This is a genomic window from Flaviflexus sp. (assembly GCF_052087705.1).
In the GTDB taxonomy this organism is placed as follows: domain Bacteria; phylum Actinomycetota; class Actinomycetes; order Actinomycetales; family Actinomycetaceae; genus Flaviflexus; species Flaviflexus ciconiae.
The window spans coordinates 163,569-187,104 of sequence record NZ_JBQCYC010000001.1 but is presented as its reverse complement, the minus strand read 5'-3'; the positions used below and the strand labels follow the sequence as shown (position 1 = coordinate 187,104).

Sequence of the window (23,536 nt, the reverse complement as noted above, 5' to 3'; positions counted from 1 at the left end):
CCTGGCATCCTGGATGCAGTCCCAACGCTGGTTCGTCTCCTCCGACAGGGCGGAGACCATCCGAATCAGGGGAAGATGGGTGCTCGCCGCCGGCGACCCCCGGGTCGAGATCGCGCTCGTCGAGTCGGGAACAACGACCTATATCGTTCCCCTCGTCGTTACGACGTCAACGTTCGACCACCCCCTTATCACCAAGCACAAGGGTTCGTACGTTTATGACGCCACGGACCTGAAGTACGGTCAGACCGTCCTCCTCGAGGCCTGCTCTGCGCAGTGGCTCGAAGGCACGGGTGACTGCGGGACGATGACGGGGCGCTCCGAGGCCGGAACAACTAGCATCACGGCCTCAGCCAAGCTCACGGGAGAACAGTCAAACACGTCAATTCGCTACACCCTGGCAAACGGCCAGCAGGTCATCCTCAAGGTGTTCCGCGTTCTCAACGCGGGACTCAACCCGGATGTCATCCTGACCAAGGCACTGGCGGACGCCGGGTCACCCCACGTTGCACCGCCCACGGGATCGGCTCTCGCCACCTGGCAGGAAGGCGATCACGAAGTCACCGGACACATCCTGGTCGCCCAAGAGTTCATGGCGGGCGCAACAGACGCCTGGCAGGTCATGACCGAACAGGCGGCAGGCGGCACGCTCAACGAACAATCGATTCGGGCACTCGGCACCGCCACCCGGTCAATCCACGACACTCTCGCGGACGTCATGCCTACCAACCCGGTCGAAGACGCCGACAGACAAAACCTTGTTGGATCGTGGCACCGGAGAGCCTTACAGGCGCTCTCCGACGAACCGAGACTGGAGTCACGACGTAACGAAATCGAGGCCGTTTTTACCGCAGCGGAGCAGCAGGCCAACTGGCTGGATCTGCAACGGATCCACGGCGACTACCATCTGGGCCAAGTCCTCGACGTCCCGGAACGCGGCTGGATCATTCTCGACTTCGAAGGCGAACCACTTCGCCCACTCGACGAGCGCACAGCACCGGACCTTGCCCTACGGGACGTGGCGGGAATGCTCCGCTCCTTCGACTACGTCGGCGGTCAGCTCGTCAGCGAAGGCACAGATCACGGCCACGCATCCGCGTGGGTGGAGAAAGCTCAGTCAGCATTCCTTGATGGCTACGGCGAGATCCCCGCGGGCACCGAGGCACTCCTGACCGCACTTGAGCTTGACAAGGCCCTTTACGAAGTCTCCTACGAGGTGGCTCACCGCCCCTCCTGGGTCGACGTCCCGGTATCCGGGGTGAACGCCATTCTCAACCGGTCTGACATCCCCGCAGTAACCGCCGCTACCACGGCTACCGGCGAACATCAGGACGCGAGAGTCAAGCGTCAGGACGTTGCAGACAAGCATCGGGCCGCGAGCGCAGATCGAGGTGTAACAACTGCTGGCACCAACTCCGATGGACCAGCGCGGGAGCGCTCCGGTCCATCGGGGAAGCATTCTGCTGGCGAAATCTCAGAGCATGCGACGGACGCTGAAGACTCAGCATGTGAAGACAACGAACAGAGCATTTCCCCCGCGCTCGTTTCTCCGGTCGCACCGGTCAGCAATGATGCTCCGCTCGGCGCGACCACGAACGGTTCCGGGGATAAACTAGGACATCACAAAAACGGCAACCCTGTGCCGGATTCGCCCTCCGAGGGTGACCTTGACGGGCTAGCCTTAGAACATCAGGTGAAAGAGGTCATCATGGAATTAGAGCCAGTAGAAGTTTCGCAGGACAATCTTGCGGCAGTCGCCTACGGGGACTATCACGCACCGCACGATGTTCTCGGACCCCACCTTGGGGAAGATTCCGTAACCATCCGCGTTATCCGTCATCTCGCCACCGGGGTCACGATTGTGACGGAGGATCGCGAGTACGAAGCGGCCCACGAGTACAACGGGGTCTGGGTGGCCGTTGTACCGGGCACGGAGATCCCGGACTATCGCGTGCGCGCCGAATATTCGGAAGACCTTGTTACCACCACGGATGATCCCTACCGTTTCCTTCCCACCGTGGGAGAGCTCGACCTCTACCTGTTCGGAGAGGGTCGACACGAAGAGCTATGGCGCGTTTTCGGCTCCCACCTGAAGGAGTACGAGTCCGTCCTCGGAACCACGAGCGGAACCTCGTTCTCCGTATGGGCACCGAATGCTCGCGCGGTCCGCGTCGTTGGCGACTTCAACCATTGGAACGGGAAGGCTCACGCCATGCGTTCTCTGGGCGCCTCCGGTGTCTGGGAGCTGTTTATCCCCGATGCTGCCGAAGGTCAGGCCTACAAGTACGAGATTCAGTACCAGGACGGCTCCTGGCATCAGAAGGCCGACCCAATGGCACGCCGCACCGAGAAACCGCCGCTGACCGCCTCTGTCATCACGAAGGCCCGCTTCAAGTGGGATGACGGCAAGTGGATTACTAAGCGCGAGACGACCAACCCGCTCGAGGGCCCCATTTCGATCTACGAGGTTCACCTCGGATCGTGGCGTCAGGACCTGAACTTCGAGGAACTCGCGGAGCACCTCATCGGCCACGTCAAGTACTTGGGCTTCACCCACGTTGAGCTCATGCCGATTGCGGAGCACCCATACGGGCCGTCCTGGGGTTACCAGGTGACGTCCTACTACGCGCCCACGGCACGTTTCGGCGAGCCCGACGAGTTCCGTTACCTCATCAACGAGCTCCACAACGCCGGCATCGGCGTCATCATGGACTGGGTGCCTGCCCACTTCCCGAAGGATGCCTGGGCACTGGCCAACTTCGATGGAACTCATCTCTACGAGGATCCGGATCCGCGCCGCGGCGAGCACCCCGACTGGGGAACCCTGATTTTCAACTACGGTCGCCACGAGGTACGCAACTTCCTGGTAGCGAACGCCCTGTACTGGATCGACGAGTACCACATTGACGGTATCCGAGTCGATGCTGTGGCTTCCCTTCTCTACCTCGACTACTCGAGGGAAGACGGCCAGTGGAGCCCCAACATCTACGGCGGCCGCGAGAACCTCGAAGCGATCTCCTTCATGCAGGAGACAAACGCAACCGCCTACCGCAACCACCCCGGCATTCTCATGATCGCAGAGGAGTCCACCTCGTGGCCGGGCGTCACCAACATGACGGAGAACGGCGGCCTCGGCTTCGGGCTCAAGTGGAACATGGGCTGGATGAACGACACCCTGCGCTACCTAGCGGAAGAGCCAATCAACCGGCGCTACCACCACGGCGAGATCACGTTCTCCCTCGTGTACGCGTTCTCCGAGCAGTTCATGCTGCCCCTCTCCCACGACGAGGTCGTGCACGGAAAAGGCTCCCTGTACTCGAAAATGCCGGGAGATGACTGGCAGAAACGTGCCGGTGTCCGTGCCCTGTTCGCTTACCAGTGGGCCCACCCCGGTAAGCAGCTCATCTTCATGGGCCAGGAGTTCGCGCAGACCGGCGAATGGGACGAGTCGAAGGGTCTTGACTGGTGGCTCACCGAGAACAAGAACCACGACCAGGTCATGTCGCTTGTCGCCGAGCTCAACAAGGTCTACCTCGATACCCCGGCTCTCTGGTCCGATGACTTCACGAATCACGGTTTCGAGTGGATCGAGGTCTCGGACGGCGATCACAACGTCCTCTCCTTTATTCGCAAGTCGAAGGATGAGAAGGACTGGCTTGCTGTCGTCGTCAACTTCGCCGGCACTCCCCACGAGAACTACCGCGTCGGTCTGCCGTTCTCCGGCACCTGGGAGGAAGTCCTTAACACAGACGACCTCGCTTGGGGAGGATCCGGCGTCACCAACGGCACCGTCGAAACCGACCCGATTGGATGGAACGGAAGGGCACAGTCCGCGGCCCTCCGCGTTCCCCCGCTCGGAGCCGTCTGGCTGAAGCCCACCAAGATCACGACGATCTAGCAATCGGCGCGAGAAGATCTCACTGAAGCTCAAGTCTGGGGCCCACGCAATTTCCTGCGTGGGCCCCAGACTTCATTTACCGATGGTCTTCACAGCTCATCATTGACCTGGGGACCAAGAGGTTTTCGGATGCTATGCAACTGCTCTCGCGATCTGGAACAGCTCTGCCGGCATCGATCTCTCTAGTTGCCACGTGATGTGCATGGGTTGCGAGCCCTCGTGGCTCACGTATGCCACCGGGCCCAGGAACGTATAGGGTTCCGCCGCCCCAGGGATCCCGCGGCTCGTCTTTGTGCGCCGCACGAAGAGCAATGGCTGTTTCAGATCATCGCCTTGGCCCTGAAACATCTGTCCCCTACGACTATCAGGCGTGGTGTTGTTCTGCGAGTCCCAGGCAAATTCGTTACTCATTACCGCATAGTCCTTGTACATCGTCTGGGGCGTGTAGTGCTTCTCCGTTTTCTCCAATGTAACGAGCAGAGCAACCGCATCAAGCGCTGCCGATTCGATGACACCTTCCCGCGTTGCGTTCGGAGTCGGCCTGGTGTCCTTCTCGTGCATACCAAGACCGGCATACAGTTCTTCACGGGTGTAGTGCCCATGCGTCAGGAGCGGCGATTCTCCCTCAAGGCTCGCAACGGGTCGTGCCACCTGCCTATCGCGGTCAGCAACGATGTTCCACATTTGCTCCAGTTCACCCGCGATGCTGGGATACTTTCGCAGGAGTGCAAGCGCCTCATCAAGGGAGAACTTCCTTTCTCCCCACGGAAATTTGCCGTTGTTCCAGAACGAGAAGATGAGCATCCACGCTAGCCTGCGTTCAAAGATATTCAGGTCCGCCTCGGTGGCCCTGCCTCTCAGTAGCTCAAGGTACCCAGCCGACCTAACAGCATCATTGACGTGCCGGAGGACGTGAATTCGGTTGTTGATAGCGAGGAAATCCTCCTGCGTAAACAGCTGGTGTAGGTTTTGCTCCACACCCGAGTATGCAGTCAAATAGGTCCACGTCCGTTTTGCGGACGACTTCTTATCGTCGACACTAGTCTTTGCTGGGCGACCGTAGAGATGATCAAAGTCCCGGCCCGTCTTCGACAGGAAGTCACCGAGCCGGTGGAACGGCGCCGTCGCACCCGGCTCTTGCTTTGCGAAGAAGTCTCGAACCTCCCGCAACAGCGGCTCAGTCCCCACCTGAAGAGATCTCCTGATATTGGAAAAAATCCTCTCCTGCGTGACCCGATCAAGCACGATCGCACATCCCCCGGGCAAGTCCGGAAACTCGTCCTTAATATCTGTGTCTTTCAGATGACCGTCGCGGGCGAAGATGACGTACTTGGTGTCGAGGCGGAAGAGCTTATTCTGGTTGCCCACGAAGTCGAGCACCGTGAGAACAGCCTTCCTCGGAGCCCGACGTAGCCCTCGGCCGAGCTGCTGCTGAAACAGCGTGGGTGACTGGGTTGGCCGGAGCATGAGGATCGTGTCTAGCTCTGGAATATCGACACCCTCATTGAAGATATCAACGGTGAAGATGATGGAAAGCGGATTCTTATCATCGACCAACCGCCGAATCGTTACGGAGCGCTCCTCAGCATCATGGTCTCCCAGTAGCACGGCCGCGGGAATGTTGGCTTCATTGAACTTCTTTGCCATAAAGTTCGCGTGAGCCTTCGTCGCGCAGAATCCCAGGGCTTTCATACGACGCGGGTCGGCAACCTTCTTTTCTAGCTCGTCAAAAATGACACGCAGACGGGCTTCTGCCTGGGCACCTTCCGTATAGATCGTTTCGAGTGCCGCAGACTCATAGTTGCCTTGCCTGACCTCCAGCCCCGACAGATCGGTTTCATCCCATATTCCGAAGTAGTGGAACGGAACGAGCAGGTCAGCATCGAGAGCATCCCAAAGGCGCAGCTCCGTTGCGATTCTTCCGGCAAAGAACTCATCGGCAACATTGGTACCGTCGCCACGCTCTGGTGTTGCAGTCAGTCCAATGAGTTCACGCGGTTGCAACCATTCCATGACCCTTCGGTAGGTTTTGGCGCTCGCGTGGTGGAACTCATCGACGATGACAACATCAAAGTGTTCCCGCGGTATCTGCTGAAGGATATCGCCGCTCAGCGTTTGGATCGACGCAAAGACATGTTCCCAGCGTTCTGGTCGAATTCCACCTACGAGGAGTTCCCCGAAGTCGTTACGCCGCGAAACGGCACGGAAAGCAGACCGTGCCTGTCCGAGTATTTCTCGCCGGTGTGCAATGAAGAGCAGCCTGGGTGCTTCCAGTACTTCCCGGAGGTTTCGGTAGTCGAGTGCCGACAGGATTGTTTTACCCGTGCCCGTCGCGGCAACGACAAGGTTCTGGTGGCGGCCGTGCGCCCGTTCGGAACTCAGGTGATCAAGCATGATCGACTGATGCGGTCGCGGATAGACATCGAGGAACGACGTATCGATCGCCGCAAGGCGCTTTGTTTTACCGGTGGCAGACTGAGCCCGCTCCAGGGCGCGATCCAGCTCGTCAAACTGTTCCGGCTCGTAGGTGACGAACTCGGGATCCTGCCAATATGCGTCGAATGCGGCTCTGAACTGACTGAGAACACCCGGCGTAAGTATGCTGGAGAGCCTGACGTTCCATTCCAGTCCCTCGGTCATTGCCGCGGCCGACAGGTTGGAAGAACCCACGTACGCCGTACTGAATCCAGAGTCGCGCTCAAATAGCCAGGCTTTCGCATGAAGTCGAGTGGACATGTTTTGGTAGCTGATCTTCACCTCGGCACCGAGGTCGTGGAGCATGCTGACCGCCCGAGCATCGGTTGCGCCCATGTACGTGGTGGCGACGATTCTGACGGGAACTCGACGATCCCGAAGCTGTTCAAGGGCCGTACGGATGAGGTTCACGCCGCTGACCTTGAGGAATGAACAGATAAGATCTACGCGGTCGGCGCTCGCCAGTTCGCGTGCGATCTCTTTGTTTAGCGCCGGCTCTTTCGCATTGTTCGTGAGCAGGGAAACCTCGGATAGCGCGGTTCCAGGTCGCACCGGGGCTTTCTTCTCGGGCGGGCTGAGCGACACCAGCTGGCTAAACTTTCCTTTGGCGTCATCCCATTCAATACGATCATCCGGATCGATCCCCTGAAGCGCACGATTGAGCAGGTCAACTCGATCCCTCTTATCTGCGACCAAGAGCCGGTGTTCAAGCCGTTGCGCGACATAGGTGGTCAAAATCCGAATTCGTTCCGCTTCTTCAACAGGTTCAAACTCGACATTTGCATCGACCGGGAAACGGTCCTTCGGTAACTTTGCCGACCGAACGAGCTCGTAGAGGCCATACGGCAACGCACCCTCTTCATACGACTCCATAAGCGCAGCCTAGCAATATCCGCGGAAACAATTGCAGTCACACCGTTTACTCCTGGTGCAACAATTCCTCACAGTTACATTGCGAAAACTCTCATCCAGCGTTCCTCGACAATCGCGCAGGTCTAGGACGTATATTTCAACATGGACCCTTGCAATCCGTTACAATTTACCGGTAGCTAACCTATTGTCGTACAAGGAAAGTACTGATGACGAAGAAGATTCGGCTGGCTGACGTTGCTGCCGTGGCCGGTGTATCGACCGCAACGGTATCGCGAGTTCTCAACGCAAAATCAACGGTTGCAACGGGCACCAAGCAGTTGGTTCTTCAGGCTCTTGACGAGCTGGGCTATGAGCGACCGGATGCTCTGCGTGACCGTAGCGATGACAGGGTCGGCATTGTTGCCCCCGATCTCAACACCCCCAGTGCCCCCGAGTACATTCAGGAGCTGGTCGATCAGCTGAGTCTGCGGGACTACGCCCCGATCCTTCTCACCCATTCCTCGGCTGGCGGTACGGAGAAGTATCTGCAGATGCTGGTCAAGCAGAACGTCTCGGGAGTTATTTTCCTGTCGGGTGTTGCTAACGAGTCTGATTACGATGTTCGTCGCTACTTGGACGAGGGCGAGCGCCAGATCCCCTACGTGACGATCAATGGCCGCAACCCCAACATTGGGGTCCCGGACTTTTCCTCCGACGACGTTGGAGCGGTGAAGGATTCGGTTCGCCATCTCTACCATTCGGGCCACCGGTCGATCGGCTTGATCACGGGACCAGAACGGTTCCGCCCCGCCCAGGACATGGCGATGGGCTACCGTCAGGCGATGATGGAGATGTGCCCCGACACGGACCAGACTGTTCTGCACTCCCACTACTCGGTCGAGGGCGGTGGCCGAGCAACAGACACCATGCTTGACCTTGGCGTCACCGGCATTATCTGCGGCTCCGACCTTCTCGTTCTCGGGGCGATCCGTCAGATCCGCCAAAGGGGCCTTCGCGTCCCCGAGGATGTCTCGGTCGTTGGCTACGACGACTCTCCCCTGATGGCATTCACGGATCCGCCGCTGACCTCCAACCGTCAGCCCGTCCGCCAAATCTCATCCGCCGCAGTTAATACCCTGGTGGACTTGATGAAGGGCGGTAACCCGCCGCGGGTTCCCTTCACCTTCCAGTCGGAGCTCATCACACGCGAGTCCTCCGGGGCCGCACCCAACCAGTCGTAGTTCTAGCCATTGCTTGACCGAGCCTGCTTAGCGGGGTTAGGCAGGCTCTTCCAGTCCGTCCGGCGTCTGTGTTTTGTTCGCCCGTGCTGTTGCTCTCGGCAGGTGCTACCTCTGTAACGTCGCCCTACCGGCCGCGCTCAGGTCATATACTTCGAAGGAACCATCAACATCTTCGAAGGGAAACAGCGTGGCTAACGAGTGGTGGCGCTCCGCCGTGATCTATCAGATCTATCCAAGATCCTTTAAGTCCTCCTCCGGCCCGGTCGGGGATCTAGCCGGGATCACCTCGAAGCTCCCCTACCTCAAGTCGCTGGGGGTGGATGCCGTGTGGATCTCCCCGTTCTATCCCTCTCCTCAAAAGGACCACGGCTACGACGTCTCTGACTACCGGGGTATTGATCCACTGTTCGGTTCGCTCAAGGACGCCGATGAGATGATCGCGAAGGCCACGGAGCTAGGCATCAAGATCATCGTTGACCTGGTTCCGAATCACACATCGGATCAGCATCCCTGGTTCCAGGAGGCGATCTCCTCCCCCGATTCCCCTTACCGCGACCTGTACTGGTTCCGCGATGGCAGGGGTGAGAACGGCGAAATTCCTCCGACGGATTGGACGAGTGTCTTCGGCGGCCCCGCATGGACGAGGGTGGCAGATGGGCAGTGGTATCTGCACCTCTTTGATTCCTCCCAACCTGACCTGGATTGGGACAATCAGGTGGTTCGCACGGAGTTTGAATCAATCTTGCGGTTCTGGCTGGAGCGCGGCGTGGCAGGCTTCCGTGTCGACGTGGCTCACGGCCTCATCAAGGACCGGAGCCTTCCGGACTGGCAGTTCCACTGGGACATGGTGTCCGGCCGGGACCAAACCGATATTCCGCCCGCTCCCATGTGGGATCGGGACCAGGTCCACGAGATTTACCGTGATTGGCGCAAGATCGTCGACTCCTATGGCGGCATGCTGTGTGCCGAGGCGTGGGTGACTGACGATGCTCGTAGATCTCTCTATGTCCGCGAGGACGAGTTCCATCAGTGTTTCAACTTTTCATTCCTTGCTAGCCCGTGGGAACCAGATGCAATGAGAGAGGTCATCGACCTGTCCTACGAGGTGAACGGCGGGGTCGGCGCACCCACCACGTGGGTGCTGTCAAACCACGACGTGGTTCGCGTAGCTTCACGGATGGGATTGGAGAAGACCGGCAAGGGCCCCAACGGCATCTACGCTACCGATCCCCAACCCAATTTTGAGCTCGGTTCGAAGCGCGCCCGGGCAGCTCAGCTATTGATGCTGGCTCTGCCAGGCTCCGCCTACATCTACAACGGTGAGGAGCTCGGGCTCCCCGAGCACACGTCCCTGCCCGATGAGGCGAGGCAGGACCCCACGTTCCGTCGCACGAAGGGCGAGGAAGCAGGTCGAGACGGTTGCCGCATCCCCCTTCCCTGGGACTCAACAAAGCCCGGGGCGGGCTTCTCCCCTACCGGTGACACTTGGCTGCCTCAGCCGGACGGTTGGGAGCGGTTTGCGGTTGATGTGCAGGAGAGCGACCCCAACTCCACGCTTGCCTTCTTCAGGAAGGCACTGGCCCTGCGTCCAGAGCTGGAACTCGGCACCTCCACGATCGAGGATCACTCCGAAGGTTCCGTTCTCGACTATCGGGTCGGTGATGTTCGGGTTCTGACCTGCTTCAACGACGAAGCACCCGTCCCTAGCGGGTGGCGGGTGCTTCTGTCATCATCGCCCATATCAAACACGATCGGTGCCGACACGACGGTCTGGCTCACGCAAGAGAGCTAGCAGTTTGCCTTGAGGCGGCTCGCCAGCAAGCTCAGCGCTACATGAGTGCGCTGGCGAGCTGCTTGCGGACCTCAGTGACGAGCGGGTCGTGGACGCCAACAATGTTGAACAGGGCGACGATCCGTTCGCGTGCCTTCTCACGATCATCGCCCGAGGTCGCTCGGATGACTGCGAGCAGACGACCGAAGGCCGACTCGGGGCGGCTGGCAGCAACCTCAATGTCGGAGGCCTGCAGATGCAAATCAACGTCGGTGAGGTCAGCATCCTTCGCGGTCGACATGATCGACTGAACGTCGTATCCCTGGACGCGCTGAAGAAGCTCAACGCGTGCCAGTTCGACCTTCGCTACCTCGTCGCCCGGGTTCTCCTTGAGTGCCTTTGAGTAGGCGGCGTGGGCCTTGTCAAAGTCACCGGCGGAGAGCGCCTCGTTTGCTTCCTTGACGTGGGGCGGGAGCTCCGGTTCCGGCAGGCTACCGTCCTCGTCGCCGTCGAGCCTCCCGTGCACGCTCAGCTGCTCGGCGGCCTGGAGAACGCTGTCGAGCGCCTTGGCAACGTCAGCATCGTCCAAGGTGCCTTGGAAGAGCGGGACGGGGTTGCCGCCGAGGACGGCAAGGGTCGTGGGGACCGCCTGAACCTGGAAGGCCTGGGCGATCTCCGGGGAGGAGTCGGCGTCGACAAAGCCAAGGCCGATTGCGCCGCCGCGGGACAGAATCTGCGACTCGAGGGTCTTGGCTAGTGCCAGGGAACCTTCGGAGCGGGGCGAAGTGAAGACCACGACGAGCGGCACGTGGAGTGACAGCTCGAGGAACGACTGCACGCTCTCCATTGTCACGTCGCGCACGAACGGTCCCGGGATCACCTGCTCGCCGTTCTCGTTCGTTGTCTGCGCCTTCATGCGCTCCTGCTCTTTGGCGGGGGCGAGCGCCGACAGGTCGACTGCTCCACGGATATTCAGTGGCTCACTCAATTGTTAATTCCTATTCGTCATCCGGGTTCGTGGACTCGTCGTCGGCAACCTCGATGAGCTCGGGGCTCGATGTCGCGATCACCTGGACATTCCCACCGCCCTGCGGCGGGATGTAGAACGCCACCATGACGGAGTACGTCGATGTGAGCGTTCCCTGAACATCGTATGTCGAATCTTCTTCTTCGGTTAGCCATTGAGCAAGTTCATCGCCAACAGTGATCGTCGAGCCAGCCGAAGTCCGGTCAATTTCGACATCGTAGTTGAAGTAACCCATCGTGACCGCGCCGCCGTCCTCGGTGGCCATGATCATCGGGCCGTGGTCGAGAGCCTCAGCGTTAACGGACGCCGTTCCGGTTTCGCCGAGTGACTCCGAGATCGATTCCTGCTGCTCCGAGAGGGAGGTAGCAAGCGAATCGCCTTCGAACGTCACGTTCGTTTCGTCGCCGCTCAGTAGCTGAGCATATTCGGTGACAACCTGGATCGCGGGAGCCGCGATTCCTTCCTTGTCGTCCTTGGCGATCGACTGAGTATCGGCTGCGAAGGTGATTTCCGCATCGGCCGGCACCAGGTCGGCGTAACCCCACAGCTTGTAGTTCTCGCGGCCCTCCACCTGCGAGAGGACAACGAGCTGGTGGTTGGAGCCAGTATCCGGGTTCTCGGTGAACACCATGGCAACGCGAGGGAAGTCTGTCGACATGCTCCACGTCGAATCCGCGTCGGTCATGGCGATTGGCTCAACCTCCGTGCCGAACCGGTCGGAGTTCTCAAAGCCCGCCTCGATGGTCCGGCGTGCGGGACCCGTGACCCTGTCCATGACGTTCTCGACCGAACGCTCCTCGTAGGCCACGTCAAGCGCCTCCGAGATAGCTTCCAGGACCTGGTCAGCACGTAGGGACTGGTTCTCGCCCTGCTCAACGGTGTCATCGGTGGCTTCTTCCCCACCGGTTTCCTCACCTTCGACAGGCTCGCCCGTGCCCTCCCCGTTATCCGTTGCCGAAGCTGACGGCGTCTCGACCGACGGGCTCGGCAGTTCGTTGGCATCATTCGAGCATGCGCTCAGGACCAGAGCGGTCGCGGCAGCAAGTGCCCAATATTTTCTCGATACGGTCATGATTACTCCTTCGGGCCAAAGCCCCACAGCTCGCGCCACTGTGCCGAGGTCGCGCGCCGTTCATCGTCATTGTCCGATTCGTCCGTCGATCCCTGAGCATCATCCTGCTCAGAGTCAGAGGCACCGGACTCCTCCACCTCGGACTCTACTGATTCAACATGGGAGGAGGATGAAATCTCGCTGAGGACTTCATTAGGATCCGCACCGGCATGATCTTCAGCATCCTGGACCGAATCGCTCTCATCAGAGTTGTCGTCTAAGTCGCTCTCGTTCGACACAGCCTCTTCGGTGACCGCGTCCGCGTCACCGGATTCGTCAGCTACCAACTCGGCCTGGTCGGACGATTCGCCAGACTCGTCCTTGTCATCAACCTGTGTCTCGGCTCCGGCCAGCTCCTCAGCCTGATCTGACTCGCCAGAGAGCTCTGCCTCTGCCACGTGATCGCGATCGCGATCACCGGACTCGTCGAGCTCATCAGTTTCGTTCGAGTCAGCGTGAGGCGCGGCCTCAGCATTGCCTGCAACCTCGGATTCACCGTCGCTATCGCTGGCTGTCTCATCCTCATTCACAGGCTCAATCACCGGCTCATTCTCTGGCTCTTCAGTCTCGAGTTCTGCTGCGCGGAACTCTTCAGCCCGGGGGCTGGCGGGGAGGATGCCGGCGCCGTAGGAACCGCCGGATGCTTCGCGTACCGTGTCGCGTTCCGGAGCGACGGGCTCCGTACCGTCCACCTTGATCGCGGGGATCACGGTCGTTTCGGTCGCATCGGCTCGGTCCCTGCGTTCGGTGCGCTGGATGCTCTCGGCACGCTTCTTGGCGATGGAACGAACCTGGGTGTCGAAGAGGAAGAGCGCGCTACCCGCGGCAAAGATAACGATGCCGAGGATGATGAGCGGGATTGCGTGCGGGGTATCGACCTCGCGCTCCCACGTGATGGTGAGTTGCGGGGTGGTACCGTCCTCGCCGACCGCAATCAGGCTCCAGTCGCCTTCGGGAACCACGAAGTGCATTTCGGCTGCGCCATCACCTGTCAGGAAGTTCTCGGGGCTGAACAGGTCGGAGCCCTGAACGGAGATGTCATCTTCGGGAGCAGCATCATTCTCGGGAACCTCGGTGGAAAGGGTCTCCCAGTTGGTCAGGCCCGTGACCCGCACGTGCGGGTCGTCACCCAGCCAGATGTTTGCCGTGCTGCTGGAAGCAACCACCATCTCAACGTTCGTGCCAGGTGCCCTGGCAACAACGGTCACGGTGTCGTTCACCATCTCGAGAACACCCGGGTCGGTGACGATAATTCCGGACTCTGATTCAGCTTCGGTTGTCGCCACAATTGTCGTGCTCGGCTTCCACCAGGTTGCGGAACCGACGCCTACGACGATGAGTGCCACGCCCACGATGAGCAAGAGAGCCGATATCGGCTTCCTCATCTTCTTCCATTCCGTCACGTTGTTCCTCCTCGATCTATGATCAGTGCTCAAGCATAGTTGTATAACGATTTTATAAAGTAGTCTTTTGCGTAGAGCGTACGCAGTTTCACACTGGTGCCGACTTTTTAGTTTCACAGCGTACTCTGGTGGCGAACGAAAGGAATGCTATGGAGGACACACAGTTTCCGATTGTCATGCGGGGCTACGATCGGACCCAGGTCGATCAGAAGGTGCACTCGCTGACCTCCTCTCTCAACGAGACACGGTCCCAGGTGGCCACGCTCGACTCAGAGGTGCTCAAGCTATCCGGCGAGCTCGCCGAGGCGCGCCGTGAACTCGCTGAGAACGATAGACCGTCCTACTCGGGTCTCGGTGCTCGGGTGGAGCGCCTTCTGCGTTCCACGGAGGAACAATCCCTCGATATCGTCACCCGGGCCAATGCTGACGCCGAGAAAACCCTGAACCGAGCAACCGAGCAGTCAAACAGCATGACGGAGGCAGCCGAGAAGCAGGCTGCCGAATTGCTCGCCACCGCACGCCGGGATGCTGAGGATGAACGCAAGTCGGCTACAGCCACCGCGTCAACCGAGCTCGACAACGCCCGCGTCAAGGTCGAGGAAATGGTTGCATCGGCAGAGCGCGAAGCCCACAGGCTCCGCACCGAAGCACAGAACTACACGGCCGATCTGCGCTCCAAGACCGAAACCGAGATGAGGACACTCCGCACCTCCACGGAGGACGAACTGGCTCGCGCCAGGTCCGAGCAGGAACGCACCCTCGCCGAGGAGCTTGCCGCACACCGCGAGAAGATCCAGTCCGAGTCTTCGGCGCACAACGAGCGCCTCGCTAACGAACTCACCGAGCACCGTGACCGAATTGCCCGCGAAAGCAACGACCACGAGAAGCGGGTCTCCCAAGAGTCGGCCGACCACCGGGAACGCCTCACCGCCGAGGCAAGGGAATCTGCCGACAAGCTCGCCTCCGAGGAAGCAACCCAGCGGGAACTCATGAACACCATGGTGTCCGAGGCAGAGCAGAAGGCCGCCGACGCTGAAAGGCGCCTCTCAGAGGCCGTCAGCCGCGCTGAGACGCTCCGCTCCACGTCCCAGTCCGATGCTTCCCAGCGCGTTGCCCAGGCGACCGCAGAGGCCGAGGAAATCCTCTCCGACGCCAGGTCGCAGGCCGGCGCCATCCTCTCCGAGGCCCGCGAGTCCGCTCGCAACGAGCGCGACTCCGTCAAGGAGCACGTCGCGCAGCTCACCGCCCAGCGCGACTCCATCACGTCCTACCTGGAGGACATGAGGTCACTGCTCAGCTCGGACCAGCAGAAGATGCTGACCGATCTGGCGGACGAGACCGAACAGCAATAGGCACTCGCAACGGCCACGTTCGTGGTGCAGAAAAATAGCAGGAAGCATGGGGCGTCCCGGGATTAGTTCCCGGGACGTTCCTTCATTTCCAAATACAAGCGCGACCGCTCACCCACACGAGATGCCTGACCATCTACCGGTAACTGTCGCTCCGGTTCTGCGCTGGTCAAATTAACCGGTGCCCGCCTGGGCGTCATTTGCCCGAGACGAACTCCGACAGCAGTCCGGCAAGTTCGCCGGGCGTCTCGAGCGCTGTGAAGTGTCCGGCGCTGGTGATGGTCGCGACAGTTGCCGAGCCCTGATATCTGCCAGCAAGCCCCTCCATCATCTCCGCCGTGCAGGAGGCATCGTCCTCGCCACGGATGAGCAGCAGCGGGATGTCGAGAGTGTCGATCAGCTGCCGACGGTCGGGGCGTGCCGCCATTGCCCTCTGCATCCAGGCCAGCGATGGTCCCTGAACCTCGTGGAGCCTGCGAGAAATATCGGCATAGACCTCTGGGCGGGCTTCCTTGGTGACGGGAGAGGTCATCGTGTCCGCCATGACGTACACGCTCGACACATCCCCATCGTCGGCCTTGTTGGCGGCTTCCAGACGCTTCTCTCTGGCCTCGGGAGCGTCCGCACCAATATTGGTATCCATAAGGACCAGGCCAGCAACGAGATCCGGGGCCTTCTCAAGGATGCTGACGGCGACCGCACCACCCATGGAGAGGCCGCCGAGAAAGACTCTGTCGATACCCATCTCTTCCAGGTCGGCAATAACCGCCTCCGCCAACGTGTCCAGGCTCGGTGCCGTTGCGCCGAACTTGCTATCGATTTCTGAGCCGGATGGGGACTTTCCAAAGCCCGGCGCATCGACCGTCAGAACCGTATCGAGGTGACCGCGCACCTCGTCATACATGGTCGAATCCAGGGGCATGGCATGAAGGAGAAGGAGCGGAGTTCCGCTCCCCGTCATCCGATAAGAGAGGTAGGTCATAGCACCACTGTAACGACTGCGCCCCGGTGAGTGAATGCTTGAGGCAGGCCATAATTTTAGGTGACGTGCACAAGCGCACGCAGTTCAGACTGCTCACGGGGAATTTTTCGTTGACTTCCCGGCGATGGGTTTCCACGTTTGGGTAACTAACGCGGGTAACGAAGGGCATGAAACTCTTGGGAACGCGAAGGCCGCCGGGTGGATGATCACGATGCTTGGACGGCCTTCTCGCCGGTTATACATTTTGTGGTGACCGCTCGTCTGGAGCCTCATCGCTCCGCTTCTTTGTCAAGCTAGAAGCTATAGCCGCGGGTGTCTCTGGCTCGCCAGCACGCACTGTGCCAGTGTCTACGTGCCTCGAGGCCAGCTTGTGCACCCCAGAGGGTTTCCTCTGTCCAGGCGACGATGTGGGGGGTTCCGATGGCGATAATTTGCTGACATCCGGGGCAGCGGTATTCCTTTTGCCCGGAGGGAATGTTGCGGACGTTAAAGGTGAGTCCACCCGGTCCCGTTTCGGTTCGAACGCCCCCGGTTATCCGGTCCATGTTGAGTGGGACGTGACCCTGGTGGTAGGGGCGCTTGCGAGACTTCCTGCCCATTAGAACAGCCTGTCCTCCGCATTATCCGTGCCCTTCATGGCGCCATAGTCGAGGACGAGGCAGCGGATCCCACGGTCCTCTGCCAGCACCCGGGCCTGGGGCTTGATCTCCTGAGCAGCAAAGACTCCCGAGACGGGTGCCAGAAGCGGATCGCGGTTGAGGAGCTCGAGGTAGCGGGTAAGCTGCTCAACGCCGTCGATCTCGCCCCTGCGCTTGATCTCGATGGCCACGTGCTTACCGTCCCGGTCCTTGACCATGAGGTCGACCGGTCCGATTGCGGTGGGGAACTCACGCCGAATAAGGCGGGTGCCGGGGCCAACGAGCTCAACCTGTTCGGCTAGGAGCTCTTGCAGGTGGGCTTCGACACCGTCCTTCACGAGGCCCGGGTCCTCCCCCAGCTGGTATTCCATCTCTTCGATGGTGCTGAAGACCTTGATGTTGAGAGCATCGTTCGTTTTTGCGTTGGCGACAAGCCAGACCTGCTCGACTCCGATCTCGGCTTCTTCTTCGGATGGCTCAGCCTCCGTCAGGGTGCACGGGGCACTCATCCAGTTCAGGGGCTTATAGGAGCCACCGTCGGAGTGGATGAGAACGGAACCGTCCGCCTTCATCATGATGAGCCGAGGGGCCCGAGCAAGATAGGCATCGAGCCGGCCGGAGTATTCGACGGAGCATTCTGCAAAGACAACACGCACGCCGTCCAGTCTACATACCCGTGGGTTCCTCGACCGGGCTCGCTCCGTCCATCCATCCCACAACACCAGCAACTGAGCTGTTTGTCATGGCCCACAGCCAGTCCTCACCGTTGCACTCAAAGTGCACGACCGCCGTACCTGCTGCTTCATTGCGCTGGTGGTAGTCGACAATGCTGAGGCGGTGCCGCGAGAAGGAAAGGGAGGGCCTGCGGGTGATGGAGCCGGTCTTGTACCAGGTGAGGTACTCCGCTCCGAAGACCGCAACACCTGCCTTCCACTCGTTTGAGCCAGGCTTACTGACCGAGCAGGGGAATGAGCCGACGCGGTTGAAGAGGGCGCGGGTGCGGAGCATCGCCCAAAACACAAATGCCCCGGCGACAAAGAGTAGTGCGACAAGCACACTCAAAATGACAGCCGGGGCATTCATAGATTTTCCGTTCTAGTCGTCGAGCTCCTCAAGGTGAAGTTCGCCTTCGCCCGAATCATCGACAACGATGGTCACGACGTTCGAGTCAACGACGACGAATCCCTGGGGAACTTCGAAGGTTTTCTCTCCTGAGCCCGATTCTACCCGTACTGTGCCGGTTCGGAGGACAGCAAGAAGAGGCTCGCGTCCGTCAAGGATGCCGAGCTCGCCCTCAAAGGCCGGGACGACGACAGAGCTCGCCTCTCCCTGCCAGCCGTCGCCGGAGCGTGCGACGATGTCGACCTTCATCGGTTCTCTTCCTCGAGCTCTCGTGCACGACGCTCGAGATCCTCGATGCCGCCGATGTTGAAGAACGCCTGCTCCGGAACGTGGTCGTAGTCGCCCTCGCAGATCCTGCGGAAGGCCTCAACGGTCTCGTCGACCGGGACCGTCGAACCCTCAACGCCCGTGAACTTCACGGCCGTGTAGGTGTTCTGGGAGAGGTACTGCTCGATACGGCGAGCGCGTGCCACCGTCACCTTGTCCTCTTCGCCGAGCTCATCGACGCCAAGGATGGCGATGATGTCCTGCAGCTCCTTGTTCTTCTGGAGGATGGACTTGACCTGGGTTGCCACGTCGTAGTGCGCCTGGCCCACGTACTGCGGGTCGAGAATACGGGAGGTGGAAGCCAGCGGGTCCACGGCCGGGTAAAGGCCGCGCGAAGCAATGTCACGCGAGAGCTCGGTCGTAGCGTCCAGGTGCGCGAACGTCGTGGCCGGGGCCGGGTCGGTGTAGTCGTCAGCGGGAACGTAGATTGCCTGCAGCGAGGTAATCGAGTGTCCGCGGACGGAGGTGATGCGCTCCTGGAGCTGACCCATCTCGTCAGCCAGGGTGGGCTGGTAGCCCACGGCGGACGGCATCCGGCCCAGCAGGGTCGAAACCTCGGAACCGGCCTGGGTGAAGCGGAAGATGTTGTCGATGAAGAGCAGCACTTCCTGGTTCTGGACGTCACGGAAGTACTCCGCCATCGTCAGAGCAGAGAGAGCAACGCGCAGACGCGTGCCCGGGGGCTCATCCATCTGGCCGAAGACAAGTGCGGTCTTGTCGAAGACGCCCGCCTCGTCCATTTCCACGATCAGGTCGTTGCCCTCACGGGTACGCTCACCAACACCGGCGAACACGGAGACACCGCCGTGGTCCTGTGCCACGCGCTGGATCATCTCCTGGATGAGGACGGTCTTGCCGACGCCGGCGCCCCCGAAGAGGCCGATCTTACCGCCGAGCACGTACGGCGTCAGAAGGTCGATGACCTTGATGCCGGTCTCGAACATCTGGGTCTTCGCCTCGAGCTCGTCAAAGTGCGGAGGGTTACGGTGAATCGGCCAACGCTCGTTCACCTCGAGGGTCTCGCCCTCTTCCAGGTTGAGGCAGTCGCCAGTAACGTTGAACACGCGTCCCAGCGTGACGTCGCCAACGGGAACCGAAATCGGTGCACCCGTGTCGGTCACCTCGGCGCCGCGGACAAGGCCGTCGGTCGGCTTGAGAGCAACGGTGCGGACGATGTTGTCGCCGAGGTGCTGAGCAACCTCGAGGGTCATCGTCGTCACGGACTCGCCCTCGCCCTGTGCCGTGAGGTCCAGGGTCGTGGTCAGTGCGTTATTGAGTGCCGGGAGCTGGTCCGGGGAAAACTCGACGTCGACGATGGCGCCGATGACACGGACAATCCGGCCAACGCCCGTCTCCGTCGTCGTCTCGGTGGTGGCAGTCATTCTTTCTTCCTTCACTTGGCCAGGGGCCGGGGTCTATCAGGAGTTCGCCAGCGCGTCAGCGCCGGAGATGAGCTCGGTAATTTCTGTGGTGATCTCGGCCTGGCGAGCGTTGTTGGCCAGTCGCGTGTAGTCCTCGATGAGTTCCTTCGCGTTATCCGTGGCCGCGTGCATCGCCTGCTGACGGGAGGCAAGCTCGGAAGCTGCCGCCATGAGCAACACGGCGTGGATACGCTGCGAGACGTACATCGGAAGGAGGGCGTCGAACACGTCCTTGGCGGACGGCTCGAACTCGTACAGGGGGTACTCCTCCGTGTCGCCTTCCTCGCCCTCGGCCTCAACGACCTCGAGGGGAAGCATGCGGCGTACCTGGACAACCTGCTTGACCATCGACTCGAAGCGCGTGAACACGGTGTGTAGCTCAGCTACACCGCCGTCCTCAGCGTCTGCGAGGAAACGCTCCAGCATCTCCTCGGCGATCTCCTGAGCGGTCTCCGGAGACGGGTTGTCGGACGAACCCGTCCATACCCTCTCCATCTCTACCTTGCGGAACTTGAAGTAGGACTCGCCCCTGCGTCCGTAGACGTAGAGAACGGGTTCCTTACCTTCATCGCGGAGCGACTGGAGGCGAGCCTCGGCCTCGCGGAGAACCGACGAGGAGTAGGCGCCCGCCATGCCCCTGTCCGAGGTGACGACAAGGATTGCGACCTTGTTCGTGTCGTTTCGGGGCGTGACGAGGGGGTGGTCAAGGTCGGACGCGTGCGTAGCGACCGTGGCGATCGACCGGATCAGCGCGAGAGTGTACGGGTCCTGGCCCTGCGCTTTCTGGCGCGCTTTTCCGATCCTCGAAGCAGCGATGAGCTCCATGGCGCGGAAGACCTTTTCCAGTGTCTTCGTTGCACGGATCTTCTGCTTATATACTCTCTGCGAACCAGCCATTGTCAGCCCCTCTTCGAGCGGACGATCTTCTCGGCGTCTTCCTCAGCCTCGGGCTCGGAAGCCTCTGCGGTCACAACATCCTTGGCTGCAATGAAGTCCTTCTGGAACTCCTCGATACCGCGGCGTAGCTCGTTGACGGTGTCGTCTTCCAGCTTGCCGGTGTCGCGGATCGCCGACAGTGCGGTCGTGTTGTGACGGAGATAGTCGAGCATACCAGCTTCGAACTCGTGGATCGCCTTAACCGGGATCGGGTCAAGGTAGCCGTTCGTACCCGCCCACACCGAGGCAACCTGATCCTCGATCGCATAGGGGGTGTACTGGGGTTGCTTGAGAATTTCCATGAGGCGCTCACCACGGGTCAGCTGACGGCGGGTCGTCGCATCCAGGTCGGACGCGAACATCGCGAACGCTTCCTGGGCGCGGTACTGAGCGAGCGTGATCTTGAGCGTGCCCGAGACCTTCTTCATGGCCTTAATCTGGGCATCGCCACCAACGCGGGACACGGAGATACCGACGTCAACGGCAGGACGCTGGTTCGAGTTGAACAGGTCCGACTGGAGGAAGATCTGGCCGTCGGTAATGGAAATAACGTTCGTCGGAATGTATGCCGACACGTCGTTCGCCTTCGTCTCGATGATCGGCAGACCCGTCATCGAACCGCCGCCAAGATCATCCGAGAGCTTTGCGCACCTCTCGAGGAGACGCGAATGCAGGTAGAAGACGTCGCCGGGGTAAGCCTCGCGGCCCGGCGGGCGGCGGAGCAGAAGCGAAACGGAACGGTAAGCCTCGGCCTGCTTCGACAGGTCATCAAAGATGATGAGGACGTGCTTGCCTTCGTACATCCAGTGCTGGCCGATGGCCGAGCCGGTGTAGGGGGCAAGGTACTTGAAGCCTGCGGGGTCGGAAGCCGGGGAAGCAACGATCGTCGTGTACTCGAGGGCGCCTGCACGCTCCAGGGTGCCGCGCACGGAAGCGATGGTCGAACCCTTTTGGCCAACGGCAACGTAGATGCAGCGAACCTGCTTGTTCGGGTCGCCCGACTCCCAGTTTTCCTTCTGGTTGAGGATCGTGTCGATCGCGACGGCCGTCTTACCGGTCTGGCGGTCACCGATGATCAGCTGGCGCTGTCCACGCCCGATCGGGATCATCGCGTCGATTGCCTTGAGGCCGGTCTGGAGCGACTCGTGAACCGACTTCCTCGCCATAACGCCGGGAGCCTGGAGCTCGAGCGCACGGCGGCCAGCAATGTCGGTGATTTCTCCCTGACCGTCGAGCGGCTGACCCAGGGGGTCAACGACGCGGCCCAGGTAGCCGTCACCAACGGGGACGGAGAGAACCTCTCCGGTGCGGCGGACCTCCTGGCCCTCTTCGATGCCGGAGAAGTCGCCGAGGACAACGCAACCAATTTCGCGTTCCTCGAGGTTCATGGCCAGGCCCTCGGTGCCATCCTGGAAACGGAGAAGTTCGTTCGCCATGGCGCCGGGAAGGCCTTCGACGCGGGCAATCCCGTCAGCGGTCATGGTGACGTGACCGACTTCTTCCGTGGCCGCTTCGCCAGGTTCGTAATTATTAACGAAACTGTCGAGCGCTGCCCGGATGTCCTCGGGCTGGATTGTCAGCTCAGCCATTGATATTCCTTTTCTTTTGCGGGTAACCGCAGTTGGTCTGTCAGTCCGTGAAAACGGACTTCACGTTGTTGATTCGGGCGGCAAGCGAGCCGTCGATGACGTCCGAGCCGATGACGATGCGGAGGCCACCAACAATGGCGGGATCAACTCCGACGTGGATCTCGACGGGCTTCCCGTAGCGCTGGGAGAGGATCCGCGTGAGGCGCTCCTCCTGGTCCGCGTCCAGGGGCTGCGCTGCCGTCACAATCGCGACGAGATGCTGGCTCCTGCGGCCGGCGGAACCGACCCAGTGCTGCAGCTGCGGGACAACCGACTCGTTGCGAGAAACCGCGAACTTCACGAGTGCAACGGTTTCGGGAGCCCAGTCGCCGAAGATCTGCGTGACGAGTCCGTGACGGCGTTCGAGCTCGGACGTGGAGTCCTCCAGGGCCCGACGCAGTTCGCGTTCCGCCTTGAGAACACCGGTTGCCCGGTAGAGCTCTTCCTCGACCGTGTCGAGGCGGTTCTGGAACTGCGCCGACATGAGGAGAGTCTCGACACCGGATGCCGTGACGGCCTCCCGGTAGTCTTCCGCGACGGAGAAGCGCTCGCGCGCCAGTCCCGCCAGGAGTTCGACGATCTCCGCGGAGACCTTGCCGTCGAATACGTGATGGACGAGGTCGGCCCGTGCCTGCGGAAGGCGCGACGGGTCGGTGATGGAACGGAGGAGTGCCGATGACGTGTCGAGGACGCGTCCGGCTGCGAAGATCTCGCCAGCCCAGCCGATCGCATCGGACGGTCGGTTGGCGACGACGCCCTCCCACGAGCGGAGAACCCGCTCGAGTGCCTGCTCGCTGGCCAGTCTCATCTATGCCTCCGTGTTCGCGGGGGTTGTCGCTTCAAGCTCATCGAGGAAACGGTCGACGACCTGGCGAGAAATCTCGCGGTCTGCAACGTTGGCCTCGACGATGCGGCCGGCCAGGTTGGTGGCCAGTGATCCGACATCGGTGCGGAGAGAGTTCGCTGCAGCGGCGCGGTCGACCTCGATTTGGCGGTGTGCCGAATCGACGATCCGCTGAGCCTCGACATTCGCCTTGGAACGCGCGTCCGCGACGATAGCCTTAGCGTTCTCCTGAGCATCTTCGCGGATGCGGGCGGCGTCTTTGCGGGCGGCCGTCACCTCATCGGCGAGCTCTTCGCGCTCTGCCTTGATTTCTTCTCGTGCTCGTTCGGCTGCCAGAAGCCCATCTTCGATCTTTTCACGACGCTCGTCGAGCATCTCGATAAAGGTCGGCCATGCCTTCTTGTAGACCACGAACGCAACAATGACGAATGCGACCGTGCCCCAGATGAGGTCATAGGAGGCTGGAACGAGCAGCGAGGGGTCCCAGTTGAACCACTCGGCGCTGTTGTTCATG

Annotated in this window: 18 protein-coding genes and 1 pseudogene; 5 read left to right on the top strand and 14 right to left on the bottom strand. The window is 60.7% G+C overall.

All coding sequences use genetic code 11. The annotated features are described in order from the left end of the window. Positions 1-13: 13 nt before the first annotated feature. Together ACTHUY_RS00870 and glgB are read left to right on the top strand one after the other, a co-directional pair. Positions 14-214 (top strand): annotated as a pseudogene (locus ACTHUY_RS00870) (maltokinase N-terminal cap-like domain-containing protein); the annotation flags it as partial. 1,491 nt (positions 215-1,705) lie between these two features. After that, on the top strand, positions 1,706-3,895 hold the full coding sequence (gene glgB / locus ACTHUY_RS00865; protein ID WP_441654337.1) for a 1,4-alpha-glucan branching protein GlgB: 2,190 nt from the start codon (positions 1,706-1,708) through the stop codon (positions 3,893-3,895). A 132-nt stretch (positions 3,896-4,027) separates the two neighbouring features. Here glgB and ACTHUY_RS00860 read toward each other — a convergent pair whose 3' ends face one another. After that, positions 4,028-7,243: a DUF3427 domain-containing protein gene (locus tag ACTHUY_RS00860; protein ID WP_441674820.1), complete on the bottom strand. Its 3,216-nt coding sequence runs from the start codon at positions 7,241-7,243 to the stop codon at positions 4,028-4,030. Positions 7,244-7,449: 206 nt separating this feature from the next. Here ACTHUY_RS00860 and ACTHUY_RS00855 point away from each other — a divergent pair, with 206 nt between their 5' ends. Both ACTHUY_RS00855 and ACTHUY_RS00850 read left to right on the top strand, forming a co-directional pair. Next, positions 7,450-8,463, top strand: a complete 1,014-nt coding sequence (locus ACTHUY_RS00855; protein WP_441674819.1) for a LacI family DNA-binding transcriptional regulator — start codon at positions 7,450-7,452, stop codon at positions 8,461-8,463. Between the two features lie 187 nt (positions 8,464-8,650). Next, positions 8,651-10,255, top strand: coding sequence for a glycoside hydrolase family 13 protein (locus ACTHUY_RS00850; RefSeq protein ID WP_441654313.1), 1,605 nt, complete (start codon positions 8,651-8,653; stop codon positions 10,253-10,255). Positions 10,256-10,292: 37 nt separating this feature from the next. Here ACTHUY_RS00850 and ACTHUY_RS00845 read toward each other — a convergent pair whose 3' ends face one another. From ACTHUY_RS00845 to ACTHUY_RS00835, 3 genes are read right to left on the bottom strand one after another with little or no spacing between them, the layout of a single operon-like run. After that, entirely contained in the window at positions 10,293-11,222 is a 930-nt protein-coding gene (locus ACTHUY_RS00845; protein ID WP_441674818.1) for a co-chaperone YbbN, read from the bottom strand. Between the two features lie 10 nt (positions 11,223-11,232). Continuing rightward, complete coding sequence (locus ACTHUY_RS00840; RefSeq protein ID WP_441677231.1) at positions 11,233-12,333, bottom strand: hypothetical protein; 1,101 nt, start codon at positions 12,331-12,333, stop codon at positions 11,233-11,235. A gap of 2 nt (positions 12,334-12,335) precedes the next feature. Further along, positions 12,336-13,775: a hypothetical protein gene (locus ACTHUY_RS00835; RefSeq protein WP_441674817.1), complete on the bottom strand. Its 1,440-nt coding sequence runs from the start codon at positions 13,773-13,775 to the stop codon at positions 12,336-12,338. 149 nt (positions 13,776-13,924) lie between these two features. Between ACTHUY_RS00835 and ACTHUY_RS00830 the strand changes: the two genes are divergently transcribed. Beyond that, complete coding sequence (locus ACTHUY_RS00830) at positions 13,925-15,127, top strand: cell division protein DivIVA (RefSeq protein WP_441654309.1); 1,203 nt, start codon at positions 13,925-13,927, stop codon at positions 15,125-15,127. Between the two features lie 193 nt (positions 15,128-15,320). On the opposite strand, the gene ACTHUY_RS00825 is transcribed toward ACTHUY_RS00830, so the two are convergent. The 10 genes from ACTHUY_RS00825 to ACTHUY_RS00780 all read right to left on the bottom strand — a co-directional run bounded on the left by ACTHUY_RS00825 (position 15,321) and on the right by ACTHUY_RS00780 (position 23,535). Next, a complete protein-coding gene (locus tag ACTHUY_RS00825) occupies positions 15,321-16,106 on the bottom strand; it encodes an alpha/beta fold hydrolase (protein ID WP_441654308.1) in 786 nt (261 codons plus the stop codon). A 293-nt stretch (positions 16,107-16,399) separates the two neighbouring features. After that, positions 16,400-16,705 (bottom strand): hypothetical protein, encoded by a 306-nt coding sequence (locus ACTHUY_RS00820; protein ID WP_441654307.1) that lies wholly within the window; start codon positions 16,703-16,705, stop codon positions 16,400-16,402. Further along, complete coding sequence (gene nucS, locus ACTHUY_RS00815; RefSeq protein WP_441654306.1) at positions 16,705-17,400, bottom strand: endonuclease NucS; 696 nt, start codon at positions 17,398-17,400, stop codon at positions 16,705-16,707. Before nucS ends, ACTHUY_RS00820 begins: the two co-directional genes overlap by 1 nt. Positions 17,401-17,410: 10 nt before the next feature. Continuing rightward, positions 17,411-17,800, bottom strand: a complete 390-nt coding sequence (locus tag ACTHUY_RS00810; RefSeq protein ID WP_441674816.1) for a DUF2550 family protein — start codon at positions 17,798-17,800, stop codon at positions 17,411-17,413. 39 nt (positions 17,801-17,839) lie between these two features. Beyond that, positions 17,840-18,115, bottom strand: coding sequence for a F0F1 ATP synthase subunit epsilon (locus tag ACTHUY_RS00805; protein ID WP_441654304.1), 276 nt, complete (start codon positions 18,113-18,115; stop codon positions 17,840-17,842). Then, the gene (atpD, locus tag ACTHUY_RS00800; protein ID WP_441654303.1) at positions 18,112-19,575 is read right to left on the bottom strand and encodes a F0F1 ATP synthase subunit beta; all 1,464 of its coding nucleotides are present in this window, start codon (positions 19,573-19,575) and stop codon (positions 18,112-18,114) included. The genes ACTHUY_RS00805 and atpD overlap by 4 nt, the downstream gene beginning before the upstream one ends. A gap of 36 nt (positions 19,576-19,611) precedes the next feature. Next, positions 19,612-20,511: a F0F1 ATP synthase subunit gamma gene (locus tag ACTHUY_RS00795; protein WP_126703909.1), complete on the bottom strand. Its 900-nt coding sequence runs from the start codon at positions 20,509-20,511 to the stop codon at positions 19,612-19,614. Positions 20,512-20,513: 2 nt separating this feature from the next. Continuing rightward, positions 20,514-22,139: a F0F1 ATP synthase subunit alpha gene (atpA, locus tag ACTHUY_RS00790; protein WP_441654302.1), complete on the bottom strand. Its 1,626-nt coding sequence runs from the start codon at positions 22,137-22,139 to the stop codon at positions 20,514-20,516. A 40-nt stretch (positions 22,140-22,179) separates the two neighbouring features. Further along, the gene (locus ACTHUY_RS00785; protein ID WP_441654301.1) at positions 22,180-22,986 is read right to left on the bottom strand and encodes a F0F1 ATP synthase subunit delta; all 807 of its coding nucleotides are present in this window, start codon (positions 22,984-22,986) and stop codon (positions 22,180-22,182) included. Then, on the bottom strand, positions 22,987-23,535 hold the full coding sequence (locus ACTHUY_RS00780; protein ID WP_126703912.1) for a F0F1 ATP synthase subunit B: 549 nt from the start codon (positions 23,533-23,535) through the stop codon (positions 22,987-22,989). It lies immediately after the preceding gene. Between the last annotated feature and the right edge of the window lies 1 nt (position 23,536).

Bases quoted from the DNA above. Each gene is read 5' to 3' on its own strand.
- ACTHUY_RS00820 (WP_441654307.1), bottom strand. From the start codon at position 16,705: ATGGGCAGGAAGTCTCGCAAGCGCCCCTACCACCAGGGTCACGTCCCA.
- ACTHUY_RS00860 (WP_441674820.1), bottom strand. From the start codon at position 7,243: ATGGAGTCGTATGAAGAGGGTGCGTTGCCGTATGGCCTCTACGAGCTC.
- ACTHUY_RS00805 (WP_441654304.1), bottom strand. From the start codon at position 18,115: ATGAAGGTCGACATCGTCGCACGCTCCGGCGACGGCTGGCAGGGAGAG.
- glgB (WP_441654337.1), top strand. From the start codon at position 1,706: ATGGAATTAGAGCCAGTAGAAGTTTCGCAGGACAATCTTGCGGCAGTC.
- ACTHUY_RS00830 (WP_441654309.1), top strand. From the start codon at position 13,925: ATGGAGGACACACAGTTTCCGATTGTCATGCGGGGCTACGATCGGACC.
- ACTHUY_RS00785 (WP_441654301.1), bottom strand. From the start codon at position 22,986: ATGAGACTGGCCAGCGAGCAGGCACTCGAGCGGGTTCTCCGCTCGTGG.
- atpD (WP_441654303.1), bottom strand. From the start codon at position 19,575: ATGACTGCCACCACCGAGACGACGACGGAGACGGGCGTTGGCCGGATT.
- ACTHUY_RS00780 (WP_126703912.1), bottom strand. From the start codon at position 23,535: ATGAACAACAGCGCCGAGTGGTTCAACTGGGACCCCTCGCTGCTCGTT.
- atpA (WP_441654302.1), bottom strand. From the start codon at position 22,139: ATGGCTGAGCTGACAATCCAGCCCGAGGACATCCGGGCAGCGCTCGAC.
- ACTHUY_RS00855 (WP_441674819.1), top strand. From the start codon at position 7,450: ATGACGAAGAAGATTCGGCTGGCTGACGTTGCTGCCGTGGCCGGTGTA.
- ACTHUY_RS00825 (WP_441654308.1), bottom strand. From the start codon at position 16,106: ATGACCTACCTCTCTTATCGGATGACGGGGAGCGGAACTCCGCTCCTT.
- ACTHUY_RS00840 (WP_441677231.1), bottom strand. From the start codon at position 12,333: ATGACCGTATCGAGAAAATATTGGGCACTTGCTGCCGCGACCGCTCTG.
- ACTHUY_RS00795 (WP_126703909.1), bottom strand. From the start codon at position 20,511: ATGGCTGGTTCGCAGAGAGTATATAAGCAGAAGATCCGTGCAACGAAG.